This is a genomic window from Streptomyces sp. NPDC058632, from assembly GCF_042717095.1.
In the GTDB taxonomy this organism is placed as follows: Bacteria; Actinomycetota; Actinomycetes; order Streptomycetales; family Streptomycetaceae; genus Streptomyces.
The window spans coordinates 15,067-38,377 of sequence record NZ_JBHXQZ010000048.1; the positions used below are offsets into that span (position 1 = coordinate 15,067).

The 23,311-nt window shown below is 73.2% G+C and carries 17 protein-coding genes and 2 pseudogenes; 2 read left to right on the plus strand and 17 right to left on the minus strand.

Annotated features, from left to right (window positions below; genetic code table 11):
- Window positions 1-5: 5 nt before the first annotated feature.
- From pcaC to ACFWVE_RS19495, 3 genes are all read right to left on the minus strand, one after another.
- Window positions 6-1,304 (minus strand): 4-carboxymuconolactone decarboxylase, encoded by a 1,299-nt coding sequence (pcaC, locus tag ACFWVE_RS19485; RefSeq protein WP_384015524.1) that lies wholly within the window; start codon window positions 1,302-1,304, stop codon window positions 6-8.
- 399 nt (window positions 1,305-1,703) lie between these two features.
- Entirely contained in the window at window positions 1,704-2,036 is a 333-nt protein-coding gene (locus tag ACFWVE_RS19490; RefSeq protein ID WP_384015526.1) for a hypothetical protein, read from the minus strand.
- 505 nt (window positions 2,037-2,541) lie between these two features.
- Window positions 2,542-3,105 (minus strand): Uma2 family endonuclease, encoded by a 564-nt coding sequence (locus ACFWVE_RS19495; protein WP_384015528.1) that lies wholly within the window; start codon window positions 3,103-3,105, stop codon window positions 2,542-2,544.
- A gap of 364 nt (window positions 3,106-3,469) precedes the next feature.
- Here ACFWVE_RS19495 and ACFWVE_RS19500 point away from each other — a divergent pair, with 364 nt between their 5' ends.
- On the plus strand, window positions 3,470-3,715 hold the full coding sequence (locus ACFWVE_RS19500; protein ID WP_384015588.1) for a transposase: 246 nt from the start codon (window positions 3,470-3,472) through the stop codon (window positions 3,713-3,715).
- On the opposite strand, the pseudogene ACFWVE_RS19505 reads toward ACFWVE_RS19500, so the two are convergent.
- From ACFWVE_RS19505 to ACFWVE_RS19515, 3 genes and pseudogenes are all read right to left on the minus strand, one after another.
- Window positions 3,664-3,861: pseudogene (locus ACFWVE_RS19505) on the minus strand (IS630 family transposase); the annotation flags it as partial. The gene ACFWVE_RS19500 and the pseudogene ACFWVE_RS19505 sit on opposite strands and share 52 nt — an antisense overlap.
- Window positions 3,862-3,886: 25 nt before the next feature.
- Window positions 3,887-4,144: pseudogene (locus ACFWVE_RS19510) on the minus strand (hypothetical protein); the annotation flags it as partial.
- Between the two features lie 126 nt (window positions 4,145-4,270).
- Window positions 4,271-5,284: a LacI family DNA-binding transcriptional regulator gene (locus ACFWVE_RS19515; protein WP_384015530.1), complete on the minus strand. Its 1,014-nt coding sequence runs from the start codon at window positions 5,282-5,284 to the stop codon at window positions 4,271-4,273.
- Window positions 5,285-5,656: 372 nt separating this feature from the next.
- On the opposite strand from ACFWVE_RS19515, the gene ACFWVE_RS19520 reads away from it, so the two are divergent.
- Window positions 5,657-6,622: a glycoside hydrolase family 6 protein gene (locus ACFWVE_RS19520; protein ID WP_384015532.1), complete on the plus strand. Its 966-nt coding sequence runs from the start codon at window positions 5,657-5,659 to the stop codon at window positions 6,620-6,622.
- Between the two features lie 348 nt (window positions 6,623-6,970).
- Here the strand turns inward: ACFWVE_RS19520 and ACFWVE_RS19525 are convergent, their stop codons facing one another.
- From ACFWVE_RS19525 to ACFWVE_RS19575, 11 genes are all read right to left on the minus strand, one after another.
- The gene (locus ACFWVE_RS19525; protein WP_384015534.1) at window positions 6,971-7,855 is read right to left on the minus strand and encodes an endo alpha-1,4 polygalactosaminidase; all 885 of its coding nucleotides are present in this window, start codon (window positions 7,853-7,855) and stop codon (window positions 6,971-6,973) included.
- Complete coding sequence (locus ACFWVE_RS19530) at window positions 7,852-8,526, minus strand: spherulation-specific family 4 protein (RefSeq protein WP_384015536.1); 675 nt, start codon at window positions 8,524-8,526, stop codon at window positions 7,852-7,854. Before ACFWVE_RS19530 ends, ACFWVE_RS19525 begins: the two co-directional genes overlap by 4 nt.
- On the minus strand, window positions 8,523-9,527 hold the full coding sequence (locus tag ACFWVE_RS19535; RefSeq protein ID WP_384015538.1) for an NAD-dependent epimerase/dehydratase family protein: 1,005 nt from the start codon (window positions 9,525-9,527) through the stop codon (window positions 8,523-8,525). The genes ACFWVE_RS19530 and ACFWVE_RS19535 overlap by 4 nt, the downstream gene beginning before the upstream one ends.
- Before the next feature lie 6 nt (window positions 9,528-9,533).
- Complete coding sequence (locus ACFWVE_RS19540; RefSeq protein WP_384015540.1) at window positions 9,534-10,247, minus strand: NDP-sugar synthase; 714 nt, start codon at window positions 10,245-10,247, stop codon at window positions 9,534-9,536.
- Between the two features lie 80 nt (window positions 10,248-10,327).
- Window positions 10,328-11,329, minus strand: a complete 1,002-nt coding sequence (locus ACFWVE_RS19545; RefSeq protein WP_384015541.1) for a GDP-mannose 4,6-dehydratase — start codon at window positions 11,327-11,329, stop codon at window positions 10,328-10,330.
- A gap of 85 nt (window positions 11,330-11,414) precedes the next feature.
- Window positions 11,415-12,827, minus strand: coding sequence for a hypothetical protein (locus ACFWVE_RS19550; RefSeq protein ID WP_384015543.1), 1,413 nt, complete (start codon window positions 12,825-12,827; stop codon window positions 11,415-11,417).
- Window positions 12,824-14,422, minus strand: coding sequence for a GT4 family glycosyltransferase PelF (pelF, locus tag ACFWVE_RS19555; RefSeq protein ID WP_384015545.1), 1,599 nt, complete (start codon window positions 14,420-14,422; stop codon window positions 12,824-12,826). The genes ACFWVE_RS19550 and pelF overlap by 4 nt, the downstream gene beginning before the upstream one ends.
- Window positions 14,423-14,540: 118 nt before the next feature.
- A complete protein-coding gene (locus ACFWVE_RS19560; RefSeq protein ID WP_384015546.1) occupies window positions 14,541-16,691 on the minus strand; it encodes a hypothetical protein in 2,151 nt (716 codons plus the stop codon).
- Window positions 16,692-17,113: 422 nt separating this feature from the next.
- Window positions 17,114-17,638, minus strand: coding sequence for a hypothetical protein (locus ACFWVE_RS19565; RefSeq protein ID WP_384015549.1), 525 nt, complete (start codon window positions 17,636-17,638; stop codon window positions 17,114-17,116).
- A 361-nt stretch (window positions 17,639-17,999) separates the two neighbouring features.
- The gene (locus ACFWVE_RS19570) at window positions 18,000-20,183 is read right to left on the minus strand and encodes an SWIM zinc finger family protein (RefSeq protein WP_384015551.1); all 2,184 of its coding nucleotides are present in this window, start codon (window positions 20,181-20,183) and stop codon (window positions 18,000-18,002) included.
- Window positions 20,180-23,266, minus strand: coding sequence for a DEAD/DEAH box helicase (locus ACFWVE_RS19575; protein ID WP_384015589.1), 3,087 nt, complete (start codon window positions 23,264-23,266; stop codon window positions 20,180-20,182). The genes ACFWVE_RS19570 and ACFWVE_RS19575 overlap by 4 nt, the downstream gene beginning before the upstream one ends.
- Between the last annotated feature and the right edge of the window lie 45 nt (window positions 23,267-23,311).

A 23,311-nucleotide genomic window follows, 5' to 3' on the forward strand; every position in this document is an offset into this window, starting at 1 on the left:
GGGGCTCACTCCTGGGGTGTGGTCTCCTCGCGGACGACCTGCTGGGCCACGCGGAACGCGCTGTTCGCCGCGGGGACACCGCAGTAGACGGCCGCCTGGAGCAGGACCTCCTTGATCTCCGCGGGGGTGAGGCCGTTGCGCAGGGCCGCCCGGGTGTGGACGGCGAGGTCCTCCAGGTGGCCGCCGGCGACCAGGGCGGTGAGGGTGACGCAGCTGCGGGTGCGCCGGTCCAGGCCGGGCCGGTCCCAGACCTCGCCCCAGGCGGAGCGGGTGACGTACTCCTGGAAGTCGCCCGAGAAGTCGTCGGCCTGCGCCAGCACCTGGTCGACGTGCGCGTCGCCCAGCACCTCCCGGCGGACCTTCATCCCCGCTTCGTACGCGTCACGCCCGCCGCCCCGGGCCTGCGGCGGGACGGCGGCGGCGATCTCCGCGACGGGCCCGGCCTGCTGCGGCACGATCACCTGCCCCGCCCTGACCTGGACGGCGGGCAGGGCGATGTGTCCGGTGACGGACTCGAAGGCGGGCTGCCAGGCGGTGGAGAAGTGCCGGACCAAAAGGTCGGTGACGGCGGCGGGCTGCTCCACCGGCACGAGATGGGAGGCGCCGGGCACGACGGCCAGCCGGGCGTCCGGCACCCCGGCGACCAGTGTGCGGGCCTCGGCGGGGCCGGTGACCTGGTCGTCCGAGCCGACCAGCACCAGGGTCGGCACGCCGACGCTGCCGAGTTCGGCCCGTACGTCGAACGAGGCGAGGGCCTCGCAGGCGGCGATGTAGCAGCCCGGGTCCGTGGTACGCACCATCTGCACGGCCCACTCGGTGATCGCCGGCTGCGCGGCCGCGAAACCGCCGGTGAACCAACGGTCGGGCGAGGTACGGGCGATCGGGTCGAGCCCGTTCGTCCGGACGATCACCCCGCGCTGGCGGAACTCGTCGGCGGTGCCGAACCGGGGCGAGGCGGCGATCAGGGCGAGGGAGGCGAGGCGTTCGGGGCGCCGCAGGGCCAGTTCGAGGCCGATCGCGCCGCCGAGCGCGCAGCCCGCGTACCCGAAGCGCTGCACGCCGAGGCCGTCGAGGGTGGCGAGCAGCCGTGCGGTGAGGTCGCCGACCGATCCCCCCGGGTGGGCGGGGGCGCCTCCGTGTCCGGGCAGGTCGAACCGGAACACACGCCACTGCTTGGTCAGTTCGGGGACCTGCCGGTCCCACATGTGCCATGTGGTACCCAGGGAGGGACCCAGGATCAGGACGGGAGCCTCTTCTGGCCCGTCAAAGCGGTATTGCAGGGTGTTCGACGGTGTCTCACTCACGCCCCAGACCCTCTCACGTCTCACAAAATCTCACACAGCCGAGGGAAGCCGGCGGCTGGATGCACCCGCGGCTCGACTCGTCGGGCACTGCCGACGGCCTCGTCGATCGAGTCTGAGCCTCTCAGCGTGTACGCGCCCCTGACGCAGCGTAGCCTGCCGGCCGCACTCTCGCCCGGTCCTCGCGCCGACGCGCTGCTTCCTCCATCAGCACAGCTGCCAGCTGTTCCGAGCCTGCAGCAAAGCATGTGGTGCCGTCCCGAATGAACCGCCCCGGTTCAAGTAGAGGCTCCGGAGTGCTCTGAGTTCGGTGGAGGCGCGTCACCATTGCCGTCAAACGCCCTGGAGGCCCGGTCGGAATCTCCTCCGTCCGGGCCTCCAGGTTTTTGCGTGAGCAGAGTACTATGCATGTTCCATTCGGCTGATCCATCGCTGACATACGTCAACGGTGATCGGCTCGAACAGTTCAGGACTCGACACCTCTAAGAGGAATTGAGTCAGCATCTCAACGTCCACTTCGTCGATCTCGACACGCTCCAGCATGTGAATCGCCTCAGCCCATCGCGGCAACTTGAGAACGTCCATCTCTCCGGAGGTACACCGCTGTAGAACCTCTCTCACGGCATCACGACCCAAGCGTACAGACGGCCCCTCGTGTCGATCGCATCGGTTGGCGGCGTCGATCAGGCCATCCAGTGACGATTCCCAGCGAAGCAGGCTGGTCAGAGCTGGCATGCATCCGATCCCATGGACCTCATCCTCACGTGAACTCGATGTGCGCAATGCTGCCATCAGGAAGGAAGGTCGTCTTGCAAGCCAACTCCGTGACCCCTTCAGGATCTACTCGCTTCCGATACATCGCGTACGACCCGGGAACCCTTCCGGGGACCTTGTAGTAGAATTCCGCACCGCCTCCGGGGAGGCGAACGATCTGCGGAATTCGGCATCCCCAGGACTCTTCTTCATGAAGCCAGTGAGGCTCTTACGCAACGCTGGTGACAGATCATCGACGCCCGTAGCAGCAGCAACCTTTTCACCTCGTGTCAGGTTTGTGCCGCAGACCCCATTCGAATCGTGGACGAGTACCGGCGTCTCCCCCGCCAGCACATGGTACGTGTGCTGGGCGGGCCCTTTTCACCTGCGTTTTCGCAGGTCAGCTCCGTTCGGTGAGTCCGTGGAAGTCCGCTGGTGTACGCCGTTGGCGGGTCCGGTTGCCGTCAGCGTTGCTGTCAAACGGCATCTACTGTCGTGCGAGTCCAGCGGGGTCGATTGCGATGGGGAACGGGGCGTCCAGGTGCGTGGTCGCGCCGGGGAGTGCAGTCGTCTGCTCCACGTACCGGCCGCCCTGCAGCTCGTAGGTGGCGAGCATGGGGGCGGGGTCGAACTCGAGTCGCCAGAAGTGCGGGATGGCTGCCTCGGCGTACAGCATGGGCTTGACCTTGCGGTCCATGGTGCTGTTGCCCGGGGAGACGAGTTCGACGACAAGCTGGACCGCTTCGATGTCGACGGTGACGGGGTCCTCGGCGGTCGCGCCGGCGTCGGCCACAACCAAGTCAGGAACGACCAGGCCCGACGGCAGGACGACATTGACGCCCTCCAGGATCTCCACCGGTGCGCCGACGGCCCGGGCGGCCGCGTCCAGGGCGACGTGGAGGCGGAACGAGGCCCGCTGATGGCGAACTCCGGGAGCGGGGGACATTACGAGGGACTCCCCCAGCAGCTCATAGCGGGTGGTGCGGTCTTCGGGCAGGGCGAGGACGTCGGCGACGGTCCAGGGCCCTGTGTGGTCGAGGGCAACGCTCATTCCCTTTCACCTCCTCGTCCGCCCGGCAGCCGCGGTGTGACTCCGACATGTGGTACACGGCCAGCATACGGGCGCTCCCACCTGCCGACACCAGGTCTCGCTGGCACGAGCGAGACCCCGAACGCGCGGGCCGTGAAGCCCTCCGCCGGAGTGGCGTCGGCAAGGCTCGCCCACGGCTGGCCCAGGCATCCGAGTGCTGGCGCGTCCGGAGATCCCGCGGTCGACCGGCTGCTCTGGGTGCTGTTCCGCACGGCCAGGGTTCCGGGTTCGGGTGAGCGGGGCGGGGAGCCTCCCCCTGAGTGGTGGACACGCTGATACCGGATCTGCTTGATCCGGGGGGGAAGCGAGATGACCGCCGATGGCGATGAAGGACCACTCGGACGAGTTCAAGGCCGATGCGGTGGCCCTGTACGAGTCCATACCCGGCGCGACCTACAAGAGCGTCGCCGCCGACCTGGGCATCAACCGGGCCACCCTGCGCGAATGGGTGCTGCGGGACCGCGAACGACGTGGGACCACCACCTCCGCGGGGGCCGGGCGGACGCCGGCCCGGGCCGGGACGATCGGGCCGCCGAGCTGTTGGTGGGCGGCGATCAGCAGGTCCCGGTAGTCGCGCCAGGAGAAGCTCTTGCGCCCGTCACGGCGGCCGTCGTGACGGCGCGGCCGGTAGATCAGCCTTGAGCGGTTGCCGGGTTTGTAGCAGGTCAGCGCCGTGATGGAGATCCGTCTGCGGGAACGGCCGCGGACCCGCACCACCGGGGTCCGGCCTCGCGGGGACCATGTCTTCGGAGCGGGCGGCGATGGCCTGGCCACCGGCGGTGCAGTAGCGCTGGGCCCAGGTGGTGCCGTCGGCGCGCAGGTGGAGTTCGGTGGCCCCGGCGTACAACACCCTCTCGCCTCCGGCGGTGCTACGGATCAGCAGTTCACCTGCGGCGTCGTAGAGGTGGTCGGTGGCTCTGCCGTTCTCGGTGAGCCTGGCGAGCTTGCCCTCCTCGGACCACGCGAGGTCTTGGACTGCCGTCGCGCCGGGGCGCTCGGTGCTCGCCGGCAGCGACGACTTCCTGTACGTGGCGTACGGGAACACCACCATCAGCGTGGCCCGGCCCTGTCCCTCCCGGACAGCGAGCCGGCCTGCGCGTCGACGGCCGGGTCCGGGTCACGGCCGTCAGGCGCTGGAGCGGACGACCAGGCGGGTCGGAAGGATCAGCGGGGTGGGGTCCCGCCCGTTGACGAGTGCGACGAGCATGCGCGCCATCTCCCGTCCGAAAGCCTCTATGGGCTGGTGGACGGTGGTGAGCGGCGGATCGGCGATCCGGGCGACCGTCAGGTCGTCGAAGCCGACCACGGCGACGTCGGCGGGGACCCGTCGGCCGGCCTCCCGCAACGTGCGCAGCGCTCCCGCCGCCATGTTGTCGTTGGCGGCGAACACCCCGTCCACCTCGGGATGGCTCGCCAGCAGTGCGGCCATGGCGGCGGCTCCGCTGGGCTCGGTGAAGTCGCCCTCCCGCGGAGGGAACGGATCGAGGCCGGCGCCCAGCATGGCGTCCCGGTAGCCGCGGTACCGGGCGCGCCCGGCCTCGGTGTCCAGACGCCCGCAGATCGCGGCCACGCGCCTCCGGCCGCGCGAGACCAGGTGCTCGGTCGCCTCGCGCGCTCCGCCGACATTGTCGACGTCCACGTACCACCGGGGAGCCGGACCGACCGGGCGACCACCGAACACGACGGGCATCTGTGCCTCGTCGGCCATACGGGCCAGCGGATCGTCCTCGCGCAGCGCCATCAGCATGACCCCATCCGCACCCTTGGACCGAAGGAGCTCCTCGACCCGTTTGCGGCCCCGGTCGGAAGCGGCCAGACAGAGCATCAGATGCAGGTCGGCCTCCTCCAGGGCGGCCGACGCCCCCACGATCACCTGGGCGAAGAACGGATCGGCGAAGATCGACGGATCCTCTCCCGAGACGACCAGGGCGGCCGCTCCCGTCTGACGCGTGGCCAGAGCGCGGGCGGTCGGATTGGGTACGTACCCGAGTTGCCGGACGGCCCGTTCCACCGCCTCACGCTTGGCGCGGCTGACGTGCGGAGCGTTGTTGAGGGCGCGGGAGGCCACGGAGCGGGAGACACCGGCGCGTTCGGCCACCTCGTCGAGCGTCGACTGCCGACGCGGCGCATCCTCTGCCATGAAACATGAGCCCTTCCCTCTCGACCGGACGGGCAGCGTCTCACCTCGTCCCATGCCGCTGCCACCCGCCCGGTGGACGACAGGGGACCAGCAAGAACCCTCAGAGGCCGGTCAACTGGAAGCGCTTCCATTTTTGGCCCCGCCGGACCCCCGGGCATGCAAGTCGGTGAAGACGCTTGCGCGTTGACCCTTGACAGCTCAATCACCCCGTCACACCATACCGACCACACCCCAACGGTTTCGCCGCGCCATTGGGAGCGCTTCCAGTGGGAGCGCTCCCAGAGATGATCGTGCCACCGCACTTCTTCAGCGCGTCGCGCGCTCGGGACGAGAGCGTGCGACGCATCCCTGCCAGGAGAACGAGGTTCAGTCATGCGCCGTAGACTCCGCGCCTTGGCCGCAGCGCTCTTCGCTCTGCCGCTGGCGTTCACCGCCGCGCCGTCCGCCCACGCGGCCGACCCGACCACCATGACCAGTGGGTTCTACGTGGACCCCGACTCCAGTGCGAAGAGGTGGGCGGCCGCCAACCCCGGCGACGGCCGGGCCGCCGCGATCAACGCGTCCATCGCCAACACGCCGATGGCCCGTTGGTTCGGCTCCTGGAGCGGCACCATCGGCACCGTCACGGGTGCCTACGTCGGAGCGGCGGACCACCAGGACAAGCTGCCCGTCCTCGTCGCCTACAACGTCTACAACCGCGACTACTGCGGCGGGCACTCCGCCGGCGGAGCCGCTTCGCCGTCCGCCTACGCCGACTGGATCGCCCGGTTCGCCGGCGGGATCGGCAACCGCCCGGCCCTCGTCATCCTCGAACCGGATTCCCTCGGGGACTACGGCTGCATGACCCAGGCTCAGATCGACGAACGCGAGGGCATGCTCACAGGCGCCCTCGCCCAGTTCAACCGCCAGGCCCCCAACACCTGGGTCTACATGGACGCCGGCAACCCGCGCTGGGCCGACGCGGCGACCATGGCCCGGCGCCTCCACGAAGCCGGCCTCCGTCAGGCCCACGGCTTCTCGCTCAACGTCTCCAACTACATCACCACCGCGGAGAACACCGCCTACGGCAACGCCGTCAACAGCGAACTCAGCGCCCGCTTCGGCTACACAAAGCCGTTCGTCGTGGACACCAGTCGCAACGGCAACGGCTCCGACGGACAGTGGTGCAACCCCTCGGGCCGCCGCATCGGCACGCCCACCCGGACGGGCGGAGGAGCCGAGATGCTCCTGTGGATCAAAACCCCGGGCGAGTCGGACGGCAACTGCGGCGTCGGAGCCGGCTCCGCGGCCGGACAGTTCCTCCCCGAGGTCGCCTACAAGATGATCTACGGCTACTGACCGAGGGCTCCCGCCGCCCGCCCATGCGATCGGCAGTCCGCCGGGGCGGCGGGCGGCGGGCAGCGCCTCGGCGTCGAGCTTTCCGCTGTGGATCGGCGGCAGTTCGGTCAGGTGCACGAGAGCGGCGGGCCGCATGTACTCCGGCAGCGAGGCGGCCGGGTGGTCGTGGAGCGCGTCCTCGTCGAGAGTCCGGTCCGCGACGTGGTAGCCGATGAGGCTGGACGACGCTCCACCGGGTGACGCTGTCCTTCGGGGGCGGACCGAACGATCCGCCCCCCGGGCGTGTGTTCTACGGGCCTCAGCTCGCGCGCTGCTCCTTCGCCGGCCGCTTCGCGCGGTCGCGACGGGTCAGCACGGGTCCCGCCACGCCCCCAGTTCCGGCTTCTTGCGCATGGACGACAGCTTCAGCTCGCGGGACTCCGCACAGAACTCACCGGTCGGCTCCGCGTACTCCACGTGGAAGACCGCCTTGCCCGCCTCGATGAACGGAGTGAGTTCGGCGCATTCGCCGTACTGCGCGCACTCCTCGTTGACGGCGAAGTCGAAGTCGTCCACGAGCTGCGGGATCTGCGGCAGGTCGTTCTTGAGGCCCACCGACAGGCCGCGTTCGTGTGCGATGTCCGCGATCATGCGGTTGTAGCGGAGCTGGTCGGCGGCGGTGAGCGGGAACCCGGTGTCGTGGTCGTAGCCCTCCATCAGGTCCGGCTCCACCGCGTCGAAGCCCTTGTCCCGGCACATGTCGAACCGCCGCTCCATGATCGGCTTCAGTACGGGGATCCGGCGGATGTCCAGCCAGCGCTCGCCCTGCCAGCCGTTGGTGCTGCCGAGGACGGAGCGCGGGAACGCGTCCCGGTCGGGCCGGAAGTCCTCCCAGGCGCCGACGTTGACGTAGCAGATCACCTTGCGGCCGTCGCGGTGGAGGCGGGCCACGTCCGCGGCGGTGTTCTCGAAGCCGTCGATGTCGTAGACGGGCACCTCGGCCGACGGGTCGGCCCTGCCGTCGAGCTGCCACTGCCAGGCGAGTCCGGGGCGCGGGCGCCAGGGTGCCCGGTCGGGGGTTTCGGAGTTGCCGGGTGGGGCCGGTGAGGTGCGGGGCGGTGCGGACGACCGGACGGCGTCCGCGTCCCTGGCGCCGTCCGGGCCGGAGCACCCGGTCAGGGTCGCGGCGGCCAGCACGGCCAGGACGGCCGGCACCGTCAGCGCGGGCGCGAAGGGCGGAGGCTTCCTGCTCATGTCCGCCCCTCGGTTTCGGTCACGGTCAGGGCAGGGGTCAACGTGGCCCAGGGGTTGGGCAGTTCACCCGTCACAGGGCCGCAGATCCCCGCGCCGCGGTCCTGCGCGGTGCGTACGGCCAGGGGAACGAGTGCCTCGGGCACACCGTAGACGAGGTGGCAGAGCCGTTCCGGTGGGTGCGGCTTCGCCCGGGCGGAGCGGCTGAACGCGGCGACGTAGGTGGACCAGTGGCCCTCGAAGGTGACGGTCAGGTCGGCGAGGCGGACGTAGCCGGGCGCCGGGTCCACCCCGGGGTTGAGCACGACGGTCCGCGCGCCGGTCCGGCGCAGGGACCGGACCAGCCTGCGGCAGCCCGGCAGGCCGTCCGGCCCCGCGGTCACCCGGTCCAGGAAGCAGCCGTCGACCGCGTACCACTCCCGGTGCCGGCGCGCGTCGGCGGTGACCGCGGACGGGTCCCGCGCGCCGTAGTCGGTGTCGACGTAGCCGAGCAGCCGGGCACCGGCCGCCCGCAGCGCGTCCGCGACCGCCGTGAACGCCTGGTCCGGTCCGGCACCGGGGCCGTTCGCGGGGTTGAGCACGACGGCGTAGGTACGGTCGGCGGCCGTGATCAGCCGGTGCCAGGCGCCCGGGTCCTCGGCCGGGTGGACGTACAGGGGGATCAGCAGGCTCACGGCGTGCGGTCGCCTTCCGTGCCGGTGCTGTGCTTACCGTTACCGGTGGTGTCCTTACCGGTGGTGTTCGTGGCGCCGTCCGCCCACAGCGCGGCCAGTGACTCCTCGAGGGTGTACGAGGGACGCCAGCCGAGTGCCTCGCCCGCCGCCGTGATGTCGGAGCACTGCCACGGCACCGCCGCCGAGCGGGCCGAGCCTCCCGTGTCCTCCTCGATCCGTCCCCCGAAACCGGCCCGGCGGGCCAGCAGGCGCACCAGGTCGCGCACCCGGACCGCCTCGCCGCCGCCGATGTTGAGAACGGGCGGCAGCGGCCCGGCCGCCGTGACGGCGAGCACCGCCGCGCGCGCGACGTCGCGCACGTCGACGAAGTCGCGGTAGGCGGACAGGTCACCGAGCCGCAGCACCGCTCCTCCCCCTGTCTCCGTCTCTCCCTCCGCCTCCGTTCCTGTCGGCGCGCCGGCCTCGCGCAGGAGGGCGGCGACCCTGCCGGGCAGCCCGGTGTGCGGCGCACCCGGTCCCACCGGATTCCCCACCCGCAGTACCACCGCGTCCAGGCCGGAGGCCGTCACCGCCGCCGTGCCCGCGAGTTTGGTCGCGCCGTACGGTCCGAGCGGGCGGGTCGCCGCCGTCTCCGCCACCTTGGTGCCGGGTTCCCCCGGGCCGTACTCGGCGGCCGACCCCAGGTGCACCAGGCGTGCCCGGGGGGCGGCCTGCCGCAGTGCGGCGCACAGGGCGGCAGGGCCGCGGGCGTTGACCTCGGCCAGGGTGACCGCGTCCCCGCCGGTCGCGCCCGCGCAGTTGATCACGGCGTCCGGCGCCGCCTCCGCCAGGGTCTTGGCCAGCCGGTCCGGGGAGTCGGCGGCCAGGTCGATGCCCAGGCCCGCGCCGGCCCCCGCGGATGGGCGGCCGGCCTCGGGCAGCTGGGTGTCCGGCAGACCGCGCAGGTGGGCGACGACATGACGGCCCAGGTAGCCGGTGCGGCCCAGGACGAGAATGCGCATGGGTGCTCAGGCTCCCTTGAGCAGCATGGACTTGCGGGTGGTGAACTCCGCGTTGGCCCGGTCGTAGTCGTCCGGGCGTCCGATGTCCAGCCAGTATCCGTCGAACTCGTAGGCGTGCGGCGGGCGCTGGGCGGCGAGGAGGTCCAGGACGAGTTCGTCGAAGCCCAGCGGGAGGCCGGGCGTGTAGCCCTCGAGCGTCGAGCGGGACAGCCCGTAGACGCCCATGGAGACCCGGTAGTCCATGCTGGGCTTCTCGGTGAAGGCCACGACCCGGCTCGCCTGTGTGGTCAGCACGCCGAAGTCGATGTGGACCTTGCGGGCGTAGGTCGCGATGGTCAGCGGGGCACCGGACTCCCGGTGCCGGTTCAGGACGTCGGCGTAGTCGAGGTCGGTCAGGACGTCGCCGTTCATCACCAGGAAGGTCTCGGGCAGCCGCTCGCGCAGCGTGAGCAGGGGCCCCATGGTGCCCAGCGGGTTCTCCTCGGTGGCGTAGTCGATCTCCATGCCCCACTGGGAGCCGTCGCCGACGTAGGCGCGGATGATCTCGCCGAGGTGGCCGATGGCGATGGTGCAGTGGGTGAAGCCGGACGTGGCGAGCTGGCGCAGCACGATCTCCAGGATGGCGTGCTGGTCGCCGATGGGGACGAGCGGCTTGGGAAGGGCTGTGGTGTAGGGCCGCAGCCGGACACCCTTGCCTCCTGCCAGTATCACTGCGTGCATGGGGCTTCTCCTTCGGATCCTTCGTGTTCCCCGGGGACGTGCCGGACGTGGATCGGGTGGTGCGGGCCGGGCGGGACGGGTCAGATGTTGTAGATGCCGGTCTTGTAGCGGGCCAGGTTGGCCGGGTCGCGGAAGAACTCCACGGTCCGGGCGAGCCCTTGCTCCAGCGTGTGGGCGGGCTTCCAGCCGGTGGCGTCGGCGAGCCGGGTGGCGTCGGCGACCAGCCGCATCACCTCGGAGTTGGCGGGCCGCAGCCGTGCCGTGTCCTCCCGTACGTCGAGGGCGCTGTCCATGACCTTGCCGATCAGCGCGACGAGGTCGCCGACCGAGATCTCCCCGCCGGTCCCGGCGTTGAAGGTGCGGCCCACGACCTGCTCGGCGGGTGCGGTGCCGACGGCGAGGAAGGCCTGCGCCGTGTCCTCGACGTAGGTGAAGTCCCGCGTGGGCCGCAGGTCGCCGAGGGTGATGGTGCGCTCCCCCGCCGCGACCTGGCCGATGACGGTGGGGATCACCGCGCGCATCGACTGGCGCGGCCCGAAGGTGTTGAACGGCCGCAGCGTCACCACCGGCGTGTCGAAGCTCGCGTGGTAGCTGTCGGCCAGCCGGTCCCCGCCCGCCTTCGAAGCGGCGTACGGGGACTGGGTGTTGATGGGGTGGTCTTCGGTGATCGGCACGGTCCGCGCGGTGCCGTAGGTCTCGCTCGTGGAGGTGTGCACCAGCCTCGGCGTGCCCAACTGGCGTACTGCTTCGAGCACGTTGAGGGTGCCGGTGATGTTGGTGTCCACGTAACTGTGCGGCGCCTGGTACGAGTACGGGATCGCGATGAGTGCGGCCAGGTGGTAGGCGTGGTCGGCCCCTTCGAGCAGGCCGCGTACCGATCCGGGGTCCCGGACGTCGCCGAGGACGATCTCCACCTGGTCCAGGACGTCCGGGGACAGGGTCTCCAGCCATCCGTAGGAGGAGAAGGAGTTGTACTGGGCCATGGCCCGGACGCGATGGCCGGCGGCGACGAGCGCTTCGGTGAGGTGTGAGCCGATGAAGCCTTCGGCCCCGGTGACGGCGGCGAGCGGTGCGGAGGTCAACTCGGGTGTCCTTCCAGTTGCTTGAACGGGCGATGTGCGGCGGCGCCGTGTGGGTCGCGGGTGGTGGTGTCGTGCGCGCGGGCGGTCAGGCGTGCACCGCCGGCCGGCCGAGCAGCCGCAGCACGCACACCGACAGGCACAGGGCCGCGGCGCCGCAGCACAGCGGCAGGACGGCCGGCCCCGGTGGCAGGCGCAGCAGGGTGACCGCGGCGGCGCAGCCCGCGGCGGTCAGGCAGATCAGGGCGGAGGACCAGGCGACGCCGAACGCCTGGAGCAGCAGGGCCGTCCACAGCGTCGCGGCGAGGAGCAGCAGGGCGGCCGGGTCGGCTCCGGTGAGGAGTGCCGCGGGCGCCAGCGGCAGGAGATAGGCGAGCAGGCAGAGACCGAGGAGGCCGGCCGACCTCAGGAGGAAGGCGGCGGGCGTGGCGGTCGCCCGCAGCGCCGCGACCGACCAGCCGCGGTAGCGGTACAGCAGCCACTCGGCCGGTCCCATGCTCACGGTCAGCACGATCACGGCGTACGGGTGCTGCCGGCCCTCCAGCAGGACCAGTGACGCCGCGGCGAGGCCGAAGAGTCCGTAGGGCAGGGAGGCCGGCAGCGGTGGCCGGCGCGCGCCGGGGACGGGCGGGGTGCCGAGCACGCCCCGCAGCGACCAGCCGGCGGCGGCGAGGGTGGCCGCCAGCGCCAGCAGGGGCAGGCCGAGCCTGAGTACGGGGCCGGGCTCCCACCACGGCAGCAGTACGGCGCCGGCGACCAGGGGGCTCAGGGCTGCCAGCAGCAGCCGTTCCCGGGCGAGGACCAGCAGCGCCGAGGCCGCGGCCAGGTACAGCGACTGTGCGGCGGCGGCCAGGACGACCGCTCCGCCGCCGGCCACCACGGCCGCGGTCGCCGTGGCCAGGGCCGCGCCGAGGGCGGCCCCGGCCAGCAGGGTGCGGCCCGCCTCGTGGCGCCCCGTCACCAGGCGCAGGTGGGCGCGGTGCCCCAGTGCCTGGCCCCAGGCCCAGGAGACGACACCGGCCGCGATGAGGGCGGGGGCGTACCGCGCGGACTGCCCCAGCGGGGCGGCGAGCAGGTAGGCGAGGCCCGGCAGGGCGAACAGCACGCCGCGCAGCAGGCAGCGCGCGGTGTCGGGACGCCAGGGGTCGGGGGCGGGCGCGAGCTCGGGGAACGTCCTGGGGACGCGCTCGTACAGCGCGGAGGCCAGGGAGAACAGGTTCGGATGGCCGTACCGGTGCCGGACGGCGTCCGCGGACAGTCCTTCCGCCTCCAGCAGCGCGGCCACCTCGTAGGGGTGGACGGCGGGGCCGATGCGGTCGGCCAGACCGGCGGCCAGCCGGTCCACCTCCCCCTGGTCCGGAACGGGCCGCGGTAACCGCACGACGAGGGTGGGGTCGTCGGCCAGGAGGGTCCGCGGCAGCCGTGAGGCGGCTGCGACCGGCCGGAGGGCGAGGGTGTCCTGTTCGGCTCCGCCCGGCTCCAGTGCCATGGGGCCGCTCATACGGCCACGCTCCTTGTCGCCAGGGGTGACGGAACCTGTGTGCGCTCGTCCGGGGACGGTGCGGCAGCAGGGCCGGCCGGCCGCTGTGCGTACGTCCCCGCGCCGTCCCGTGTCCCCGCGCCGTCCCGTGTTCCCGCCCCGGCCGGCTGCCGCCGGGTGCCGGACAGCTCCAGGTAGATGGCGCGGAAGGTGTCGACGGTCCGGCGCAGGGTGAACTGCTCGATCACCCGGAGCCGGGCCGCCTCCCCCATGGCCGCGCGCCGGGCGGGATCGCCGAGCAGTTCCAGCGCGGCGGCGGCCATCGCGGCCGGGTCCCGTGGCGGTACGACGAGACCCGTGTCCCCCACGGCCTCGCGGACTCCGCCGACATCGGTGGACACCGTCGCCCGCCCGCAGGACATGGCCTCGATCAGCGTGAAGGGGAAGCCCTCGCTGATGCTGGAGAGCATCACGACGTTGCCCGCGGCGTACGCGTCCTTGATGTCGTCGACGCGTCCCTCGAAGGTGACGGCGTCCCCGTGACCGAGTTCGGCGGCGAGGGCCTCGCACCGTTCCCGGTAGGCCTCCCCGCCCCGGGGTGTCCCGCCGAACAGCCGCAGCCGGACGTCGGGACGCTCCGCCCTGACCAGCGCGACGGCCCGGATGAGGGTCTCCAGGTCCTTGATCGGGTCGACGCGGCCGGCCCAGCTGAGGGTCGGCGCGTCCGGTTCGGGTCCGGCCGGCGGGAAGGCTTCCGGGTCCACCCCGTTGTAGACCGTGCGGATCGACGCCGGGTCGGCCCCGCCCTCCTCCTCCCACAGCCGGTTGTAGCGGTTGCCCGGCGTGATCAGGGCGGCCCTGCGGTAGCTCTCCTCGGCCAGCAGCCGGAAGAAGCCCAGGACGAGCGCCTTGACCGGCCAGCGGTAGGGGCCGGTGCGGTAGCCGAGGTAGCGCTCGCGGAGGTAGACGCCGTGCTCGGTGAGGAGCAGGGGGACACCGTGCTGTTCCAGGGCGGCCAGTCCGGGCAGGACGGCGACGCCCCCGCTGACCGCGTGGGCGACCCCGTCCTTCGGCAGCGGCGCGGCCAGCGGGCGCAGGGCGTGCTCGAGCAGTCCGGTGGCGGTGACCGCGTCGTGCAGCGTGGGGCGGGCCTCACGGACGACCAGGCCCCGGCGGTTCCACACGGCGGTCAGTACGGCGATCGCCCGGTCGCCGCGCAGGAACGGGCCGAGTGTTCCGTCGGCGGCGGCCCGCGCCATGGTGTGCAGGGCCGGGGCGAAGCCGCTCTCCGCGCACGGGTCGAGCAGTGCCGTCAGGAACTGCTCGTAGGCACCGGCCAGGACTTCGCGCGGACGCCGCCCGGGCGGGCGGCCCTCGGGCGGGGTTCCCCACATCGGGACGGTCAGGACGTTCGAGACGTGCGCGGGCAGGTCCCACACGACGGGTTCGCGGCCGGTGCCGGTGACGGCGAGGACGTCGAAGTCGATGTCGGGCATGCCACGGACGAGTTGGTCGCACCAGACGCTCACACCGCCGTGACTGTGCGGATAGGTGCCTTCGGTGAGCAGGGTGACGCGCGTCGCGCGGGGGCGTCGCACGCCGTGGTGAACGTACATCGGTGGGCTCCACGGCCGGGTGCGGGGAGGGATGCGGGGAGGGTCGTGCAGGCCGGGTTCCGGACCCGGTCACGCGTCGGTGGCCGGGTCCGGTGTCTCGGGTGGGTCGGTGCGCCGTTCAGCTCTGCGTGGTGTACGGGACGTGGTCCCTCACGCCGGCGGGGACCCGGGTGTCCGGGGCCGGCTCGACGGCCGGGGCCTTCGCGTCCGGGGCCGGTCCGTTGCCGTCGGTGGCGGCACCGTCCGTGGCGGACGCCGGCAGGGTGAAGGAGAGGCCGGTCCGGTCCGCCGTCGGTGTCCAGCCGGACACCCGGCCCGCATAGGCCTCACCGAACGCTTCGCCCGCGAGGGTGGTTCCGGTGGGCACGGTGACGGTGGCGGTCGTGCCGTCCGGCGCCTCGACGGTCACCGTGCCGCCGGTGCGGTAGGCGGTGACCCGGCCGTCCCGCAGGGCGTCGGCCCAGGCGGCGCGGCGCTGGAGTTCGACGCCGATGTCCTTCATCCGCAGGTTCACCACGGGGGTGTTGTCGGCGAACAGGGTCTCGTAGCCGTCGAGTACGCCGTCCAGGACCGGGTAGGCGATGCGGTCCTCGGCCAGGTTGGACTGGTGGATGAAGTGCGGCTTGGGATCGTTGGCGAGGACGTGGCCGAGCGCGATCCGGGTCTCCAGGGGGACGATGTACCCGGTGTATCCCGTCGCGGTGTCCAGCGGAGCCGGCAGGCACGTCGTGGTGGCCGGGTTGTCCTCGCAGATGCCGCTTCCGCCCTGGGCGCGGCTGGTGTAGATCCAGTTGTACTCGTCGACCTGCTCGGCTGCCCGCCCGGCGTTGTAGAAGACGTTCATCGGGTAACGGGACACGGTCGTGGCCGGGCCGACCCGACGCTGGGAGGGATCACGGGAGTTGTCCGAGGCGAGCCAGGTGATGCCGTTGTCGGCGAGGGCGGGGCCCAGGTTCGGGTTGTCGTCGGGCTGCTGCGGCAGCACCTTGAGCCCGGAGTGTTCACCGGTCACCAACTCGTCGTCGTGCAGGGGAAGTCCGGCGGTCTGGCCCCAGACGCGGTTGGTGGCGATCTCGTCGGAGATGGTGGTGCGGCCGACCCACTTGGTGCTGCCGTCGGCGTGGGTGGCGCACCGCCAGGGAACCACCGTGGTGTCCTGCTCGCAGCCGAGGAAGGCGTGCGTGTAGGTGTGGTTGATCCAGCGGAACCGGTCGCGCTCGGCGATCAGCCTGTCCGCCAGCGCGTCGGCTCCGCCGTTGTCCTCACGGTGGTCGACGCTGCCGGCGGCGTTGTAGGCGAAGTCGAGGGTGAAGTCCTGCCCGTTCTGCCAGGAGGTGGCGTGGTCCACGTCGGCGGGGAGCATGCGGATCGGGTCGGGTGTGCCCCCGCCCTCGGAGCAGTCGACGTCGCCGGGGGTGCAGTTCAGCTCCGTGTCCCAGCGGTCGTCGGCGGCGAGGACGTCGTCGACGTGCACGGCGAAGTAGTTCCTGGAGGCCCCCAGGTGCACGCCGCCGGTCATCCAGTCCACGATGCCGCGGGCCAGCAGCCTGAACTGCTGCTGGTACTGGTTGTAGACGAAGGTGACGACGAGTTCCCGCCGCCCGTCGTGCCGGTACTCCCCCACCAGCGAGCCCCGCCCGCTGTGGCCCGGGATCGCGGCCTCGACGTACGGGGTGAAGTCCGCGCCGGCCACGGGTGTCGACAGGTAGGCGTAACTCTCGCCCACGGTGGGTGAGTTGTCCTCGAAGGGAACCTGGCCGTCCAGGTAGCCGAAGGGGCCCGCCCGGCCCGCGGCGGTCACCTCGGCCCGCACCCCGTCGATGCTGCCGGCGTAGCCGCCGTCGACCGGGTACTCCAGGCCCGCCTCCGGACGCGCGTAGGTGTAGGCGTCGACCTGCGGGATGTCGTAGGTCCGTTCATAGGCGGCGAGCGCCGTCATCTCGGGCGAGTTCGCCGGGAACGGGTTGTCGTTGGGCAGGACCACCGCCTGGTACTTGGCGCGTGGTCCCCCGTCCACGGTGTCGGCGAGGAAGCCCGCGTCGATGGCGGGGCGGTCGGACCGGGTGAGGTCCACTTCGGTGTACGGCGTGCCGGCGGCCTCCAGTTCGGCCGCGATCGCGTCCACGGCCGGACCTCCGTCGCTGACGACCAGGACGCGCAGGTCGACGCGGGGCAAGCCGTCGGCGGCGTGTGCGGCCGTGCTCGGCACGCCGAGAGCAGCGATGAGCGCGCCCACCGTGAGCACGGCGGTGCGTGTGATCCGCTTCATGCGGTGCAGTCCCCTCCCACGGGCAGGGGTGGACACCGCTCCGCCGGAGCCGACGCACCCCCTTGCGTGACGCCGGCATCCCCCTCAGAGGCCAGTCGTCGACGCATCCGTCGTGTCACATAGTGATGTCTTTGTGCGCTTCTTGTGGGCTGGTTGCGAAACCTGACGGAAAAGTGCGGGTGACCATCAGGGCACGGCGGTCCGGAAGCGACCGGTGCGGCGCCTCGGGACGCGGGAGGCCGGAACGGGCGCGTGGAGCGCCTGAGCAGGTCAAAGACGTGAACGGAGCACCGGCGGGCCGGGGCGGCCCGCCGGTGGGAGTGCCGGAGGTCTGGACCTCTCGGCCGGTGCGGCGCCGGACCGGATCCGGTCAACGACGCCGGGGACCGGCCGTCAGGGGCCCGGTGGGCCCGCCGGGCCCGTCAGGCGCAGAGCACCCGCGTCTCGGGCGTGTGCACCGGACCGCCGCCGGCGTTCTGGGTGTCGCTGAACTCGGCGTAGTAGTACGAGTAGAAGCCGATGTTGCCGTTGCAGCCGGAGTCGGGTGCGACCTGCAGGGTCAGCGTGACGGTCCGGCTCTGCCCGGGCGGGACGGTGGCGCCGTAGTTGGCGCCGAGGTCGGCGGGCCCGGTCCCCGCGCAGGGGGTACTGCCGGCCGCGGTGGCCAGGGCGCATCCGGTGAAGCTGTACTTCAGGTCGGGGCGCTGGGTGGTGAGCCACGTGGGGTCGATCGTCTGGTACACGAACCAGATGTCGTACGTCCTGTTGTTGGTGAGGGTCATCGACAGCTGGACCGTGCCGCCGGGCGTGGTGGTGGCGGTGTCGGTGGCGAACGTCAGCTCGGCGGGCGCGGGGTCGGCCGCGGCGGCCTGGGGTGCCATGCCGAACAGGGCGAGGACGAAGGCGAGGACGGCGGCGGGCCCGAGGCGTCTCAGTGGTGATCTCATGAGCCGGGAGGCTAGGCACGCACCCCGGCGACCGTCTCCCCCGCGAGCGGCCTCCCGTCCGCCCGCCGACCGAAAGTACACCTGCCGTGAAGGAGTTGTGCGCGCTTCGTGACGCCGGCCGGTCGGCGGCATCGCCGCACCACACGGGCGGTCCCGGCGGAGCGTCGGGGGCGACGGGCGGGGCGGAGCGGCCGCACTGCCGCACCCGGGGGCATTGGCGCGTACCGTTCGGGTGACAGGGCGGTGGCGTACGGTGACGGCTGGTGGTGGTCGGCCGTGGGCGCCCGCGTTCTGCCGCGCCGCGCCGGGCCGGGCACGCCCGGCGGCCGCAGCCCGGGACCCGCCACCGACACCTTGCGCGTCAGAGAGTGCCCGGGGTGTCCAGGCCGGTGAGGGCGCCTACGGGGTCCGGGTCGGGGGTCCCCCGGGGCCACCAGTCGTCGTGGCCGGGCTCGGACTCGTACGCGTACCAGAGGTGGTCACGGCCCAGGCGGAGCTGGACGTGCCCCCGGGGGTGGGTGAGGTGGTTGTGCCAGGGGCGGAAGGCGGGCAGGTCGGCGGCGAGGAGGAGGGGGCGGGCTCGGTCGAAGCGGCCGGCCGGCGGGTCCCAGGGATCCTCCAGGACCTCGAGCCCGGCCGGGCCCCCCTGGCGCCAGGCGGCGACCGCGCGGGCCAGCTCGGCGGGGGTGCGCCCGGCCGCGCGGGCGAGGGAGGAGTACAGCGCGCGGGTGGCGGCGGTGAGTCCGGAGCCGGGGCGGGCGGCGGCGAGCCGCACGGCGTCCTGCCACAGCGTGAGCCGGCCGACGGGGTCGCGGCCGGTGGTGAGCAGGGCGTGGGCGCGGGCGGCGGCGTCGGTGGCGAGCTGGTCGAGCGCGAACGGGTCCGGGCTGCCCGGGGCCGCCGGGTAGACGGGTGGCTGCTCCGGGTGCGGGGGCGGTGGCAGCGGTGCCGGAAGGGGCGGGAGGGTGCGCGCGGCGATGGCCTCACGTGCCCGCACCCCGGGGAGGGGTTCCGGTTCTCTCTCCCGGGTGGCACGGGCCGTGCGGGCGGCGCTGAGCCGGGACAGGGCGTCGATCACGTCGCGCTCGCCCCGGCCGCGCAGCAGGAGCAGCACGAACGGGTCGGCGTCGAGCAGCCGGGCGGTCTGGTAGCAGAGGGCGACGGCATGCTTGCAGGGGTGGCCGGAATCGGGGCAGCTGCACCGCGGTTCGAGGTCACCGGGGCGGGGCAGCAGCGGGACCCCGCAGTCGGCGAGGGACTGGGGCATCTCCTTGTCCAGCAGGGCCGCGATGTGGCCGGGCCGGTCGGCGGCCGCGTCCAGGAACCGCTCCCACTCGTCGTCCGCGAAGGTGCGCAGCCGTACCTGCACGCGGTACGGGCGGGGACGGCTTCCCTGGACGTACGCGAGGACGAGCCCGGGGGTGACGGTGATGGCGTCGACGTGCCCCCGCTCGGCGTACCGGCGTCCACGGACCAGCCGCGCGGCATCGAGCGCGCCCTCCTCCAGCGCCGTGACCCATGCGTCGCCCCACCAGGTGTCGGCGAACCCCGTGCCGTCCGGGGTGGGGGGCGGGAACGCGGGGAAGGTGCGGCGCAACTCGCCGTCCCGGGCGGGGGCCGCCATGGAGCGGGGCGTCCGGGGGGTGGCGGGGGGTGAATGAGGGGTCGGGGGTTCCTGAGGTGTCGGGGGCGCTGGGGGTGTCGGGGGTGTGTGGGCGGCCGGTGGTGCGTGCGCGGCCGGTGGCTTGTGAGGCCGGCCGTCGGGCCTCGGGAGCGGCCCGGTCTCGTCGGAGGGCGCGGCCGGGGGTGAGGACGGTGGCGGGAGCGGGAGTGAGGGGGCGGCGTCGGTGAGCAGGTCCCGTACCGCGGGTACTCCCGGCTCCTCGGCCTGCGCCTCGTCCGTCCGGCTACCGGCGGCGCGGTCGCCTCGGGTGGTACGGGGGAGGCGCGGAACGCGGGGAGCGGTGACCGACGGAGCCCGGCCGGTGTGAGGGCCGGTGGCGGTCACCTGCCCGTCGCTCCCCCGGTCGCCGGTCGCGCGCTCACCGGCTGCGCGCTCACCGGAGGACCGGTCGTCGAAGGACCGGTCACCGGAGGGTCGGTCGTCGGTCTCCGTTCGCGCGCGCAGCGCTTCCTCGCGGGCCGAGCGCAGGGCCTGCCGCGCGATGTCGCCGGGGCGCCGGGCGGGCCCCTCCACCTGCACGCCGGTGTCGGTACCGGCGTCACCGGTCGCCGGACCCCCGTGACCCGTCTCTGTCCCCGTCCCCGCCTCCGCTTCCGTGCCCCAGTCGCTCTTCGCGGCGCCGGCCCCGGTCACATACCCGTCTCCGGCTCCGTCCGCCGTCGTCTCCGGGCTTCCCGTGTCCGCCGCGCGCCGGGTCCGCACCGCCCTGCGGAGGGCTTCACGGGCCACGTCACCGGGGCGTTGGTCCTGGGTGCCCGCGGGCTCCCCGTGCTCCTCCGCGGCCGGCGCCGGATCGGCGCTCGCGCGCCTGCGGGCCGCCTTCAGGGCCTCCCGGGCCTCGTCGGACGGGCGGGGTGTCATGACGTCCTCCGCAGGGAGACCAGGTCGGACAGCTCGCGGTCGGTCAGTTCCGTGAGGGCGGACTCGCCGGAGCCGAGGATCGCGTCGGCGAGGGCCCGCTTGGCCTCGAGCATCTCGGCGATGCGGTCCTCGACCGTGCCCTCGGCGATCAGGCGGTGGACCTGGACCGGCTGGGTCTGGCCGATGCGGTAGGCGCGGTCGGTGGCCTGCTCCTCGACCGCCGGGTTCCACCACCGGTCGAAGTGGACGACATGGCCCGCGCGGGTGAGGTTCAGGCCGGTGCCGGCCGCCTTCAGGGACAGGACCAGGACGGGCGTCGCGCCGCTCTGGAAGCGGTCCACCATGCGCTCCCGCTCCGGTACCGGCGTACCGCCGTGGAGGAGGTCGACCGGCACCGCGCGCTCGGTCAGATGTGCGGTGATCAGCCGGGCCATGCCGACGTACTGCGTGAAGACCAGGGCCGAGCCGTCCTCCGCGAGCACGGTGTCGAGAAGCTCGTCCAGCAGGGCGAGTTTGCCGGAGCGGGCCGCGAGGCGGTCGCCGCCGGCCCGTGCGTGCCCGGGCCGGGCATGCTCGTCCTTCAGGTAGAGCGCCGGGTGGTCGCAGATCTGTTTGAGCGCGGTCAGCAGTTTCAGCACCAGGCCCCGGCGGCCCATGCCCTGGGCGGTCTCGATGGCGAGCATCGACTCGCGCACCACCGCCTCGTAGAGCGCGGCCTGTTCGCGGGTGAGCGGGACGGGGTGGTCCGTCTCCGTCTTGGGCGGCAGCTCCGGGACGATGCCCGGGTCGGACTTCTTGCGCCGCAGGAGGAAGGGCCGCACCAGGCGGGAGAGGCGCTCGACGGCCTCGTCGTCCTCGCCTGCCTCCACCGCGCGGGCGTGCCGGGCGCGGAAGGACGTGAGGGGGCCGAGGAGCCCGGGGGTCGTCCAGTCGAGGAGGGCCCACAGCTCGGAGAGGTTGTTCTCGACGGGGGTGCCGGTGAGGGCCACGCGCGCGGGGGTCGGGATGGTGCGCAGGGCCTTCGCCGTGGCCGAGTGCGGGTTCTTGACGTGCTGCGCCTCGTCGGCGACGACCATGCCCCACCGCTGTGCGGCCAGTGTCGGGGCGGCCGAGCGCATCGTGCCGTAGGTGGTGAGGACGAAGCCGCCGGTCAGGCCGTCCAGGGTCCGGTCCGGGCCGTGGAAGCGGCGCACGGGGACGCCGGGGGCGAACCGGTTGATCTCCCGCTGCCAGTTGCCGAGCAGCGAGGCGGGGCAGACGACCAGGGTCGGCTCGGCGCGGTCCCGTTTCAGATGCAGCGCGATGAGGGTGATCGTCTTGCCGAGGCCCATGTCGTCGGCGAGGCAGCCGCCGAGGCCGAGGGAGGTCATGAGATCGAGCCAGGCCAGGCCCCGCAGCTGGTAGTCGCGCAGGGTGGCGTCGAGTCCGGGGGGCGGGTCGGCCGGCCGGACGCCCGTGGTGAGACGGTCGCGCAGGACGGCGAGGGCGCCGACGGGGACGGCCTCGACGGTCTCGCCGTCGGCCTCCGCGGTGCCGGTGAGGGCGACGGACAGCGCGTCGACGGGATCGAGCAGGCCCAGCTCCCGTTTGCGGGCCTTGCGGACGAGGGCGGGGTCGACCAGCACCCACTGGTCACGCAGGCGGACGACGGGGCGGTGGGCCTCGGCCAGGGCGTCCATCTCGGCCTCGGTGAGCGGGTCGCCGCCGAGCGCGATCTGCCAGCCGAACCGCAGCAGGTCCTCGCTCTCGAAGAAGCCGCTCCCGTCGGTCGCCGATCCGGGGGCCGGCCGGACCACCGCCGTCGCGGTCAGGTCCTGGGCCAGGTCCCGGGGCCAGTGCACGGCGACGCCGGCCGCGGCGAGGCGGGTGGCGGCGACGCCGAGCAGGTCGTTCAGCTCGTCCTCGGACAGGGGCAGGACGTCGGGGACGTCCTGGTCGGAGAGCCGGTCCAGCGGGGGCCAGACGCGGGCGGCCCGGCGGACGGCGAGGGCGGCGTCCACGCGCGCGCGGGGGCCGAACGCGCTGTCCGCCGTCCCCGCCCACAGGGCTGCCGCGTCGGCGACGAGGGTGGGGTCGGCGAGGCTGTGCACCTGGACGACCGCCGCGCCCGCACCGCGCGCGCCGGTGCCCCCCGCACCTTCGTCGGAGCCGTCGAACAGGTCGTGGGCGGAGAGGTCGAGGCGGAGCGAGACGCGCACACCGGCGTCCATGCCGGCGGCGACCTCGGCGGCCCAGTCGTGGGCGCCGGGCAGCCGCTGGGCCTTGCGGGCGGCGAACGGCAGACCCGAGGCGTACGGCGCGGCCGGGGTGCGGGGCAGGGTGTCCGCGACCGCGTCCAGGAAGGCGCGGACCAGGGCTTCCGGCTGCGGCAGCCGGAGCGGGCCGGGGCCGGGCAGCGCGACGGCGTGGCCCTCGAAGGGCATGGCCGCGGCCACGGCGCGCAGGTGTGCCACGTCGTCCGGGTCGAGAGGGCCCGCCCGCCAGGCGTCGTGACCGGTGGCCGTCAGGCCGGGCAGCAGCCGGCCGCGGGCGGTGAGCCGCAGGGCGTGCAGGGCGGCGGCGCCCCAGCAGGCGGTGGCGGGGTGCGCCGCGGGGGTGTGCCGGGCACGGACCAGCACCGGCAGGGCCTCGTCGAGAGGGAGGGAGAACGCGGTGACCGTCTGCCGCCGGACCCCGTCGCCGTGCGGGCGGATGACGGTGAGCCGCGTACGCAGGGCATGCGCCGACGACGCGGGTACGGCGTCGGCGGACCGCGGACCACCGGCGCCGCCCACGGCCGGCCCGGCTCCGAGAACCCGGGAGCCGCCTGGCCGGACAGGTTCCGACGCGGCGCTTTCCTCCCCGGCGGGTTCCGGCCCGGCAGACTCGGACGCGGCTTCGGCGGGGGCGCTCCCGGGGTCGTAGAAGGCGACGCGTCCCTCGCGCGGCAGGGCCGACGGCAGGAAGACGGCGGCGAGCCCGACGGAGATCCCGGAGATCTCCTCGACGACGTCCGCGATCGCCGCGTCCGCCGGGCGGGCCTCCCCCGTGCCCGTGCGCGTCCCTGCCGTGTGCCGGTCGGCCGTCACGGTCGCCTCGCTCATGCGCCCTGTCACCGCCCGCCCGTCCTCGTCGCCGTCCATGCCCGC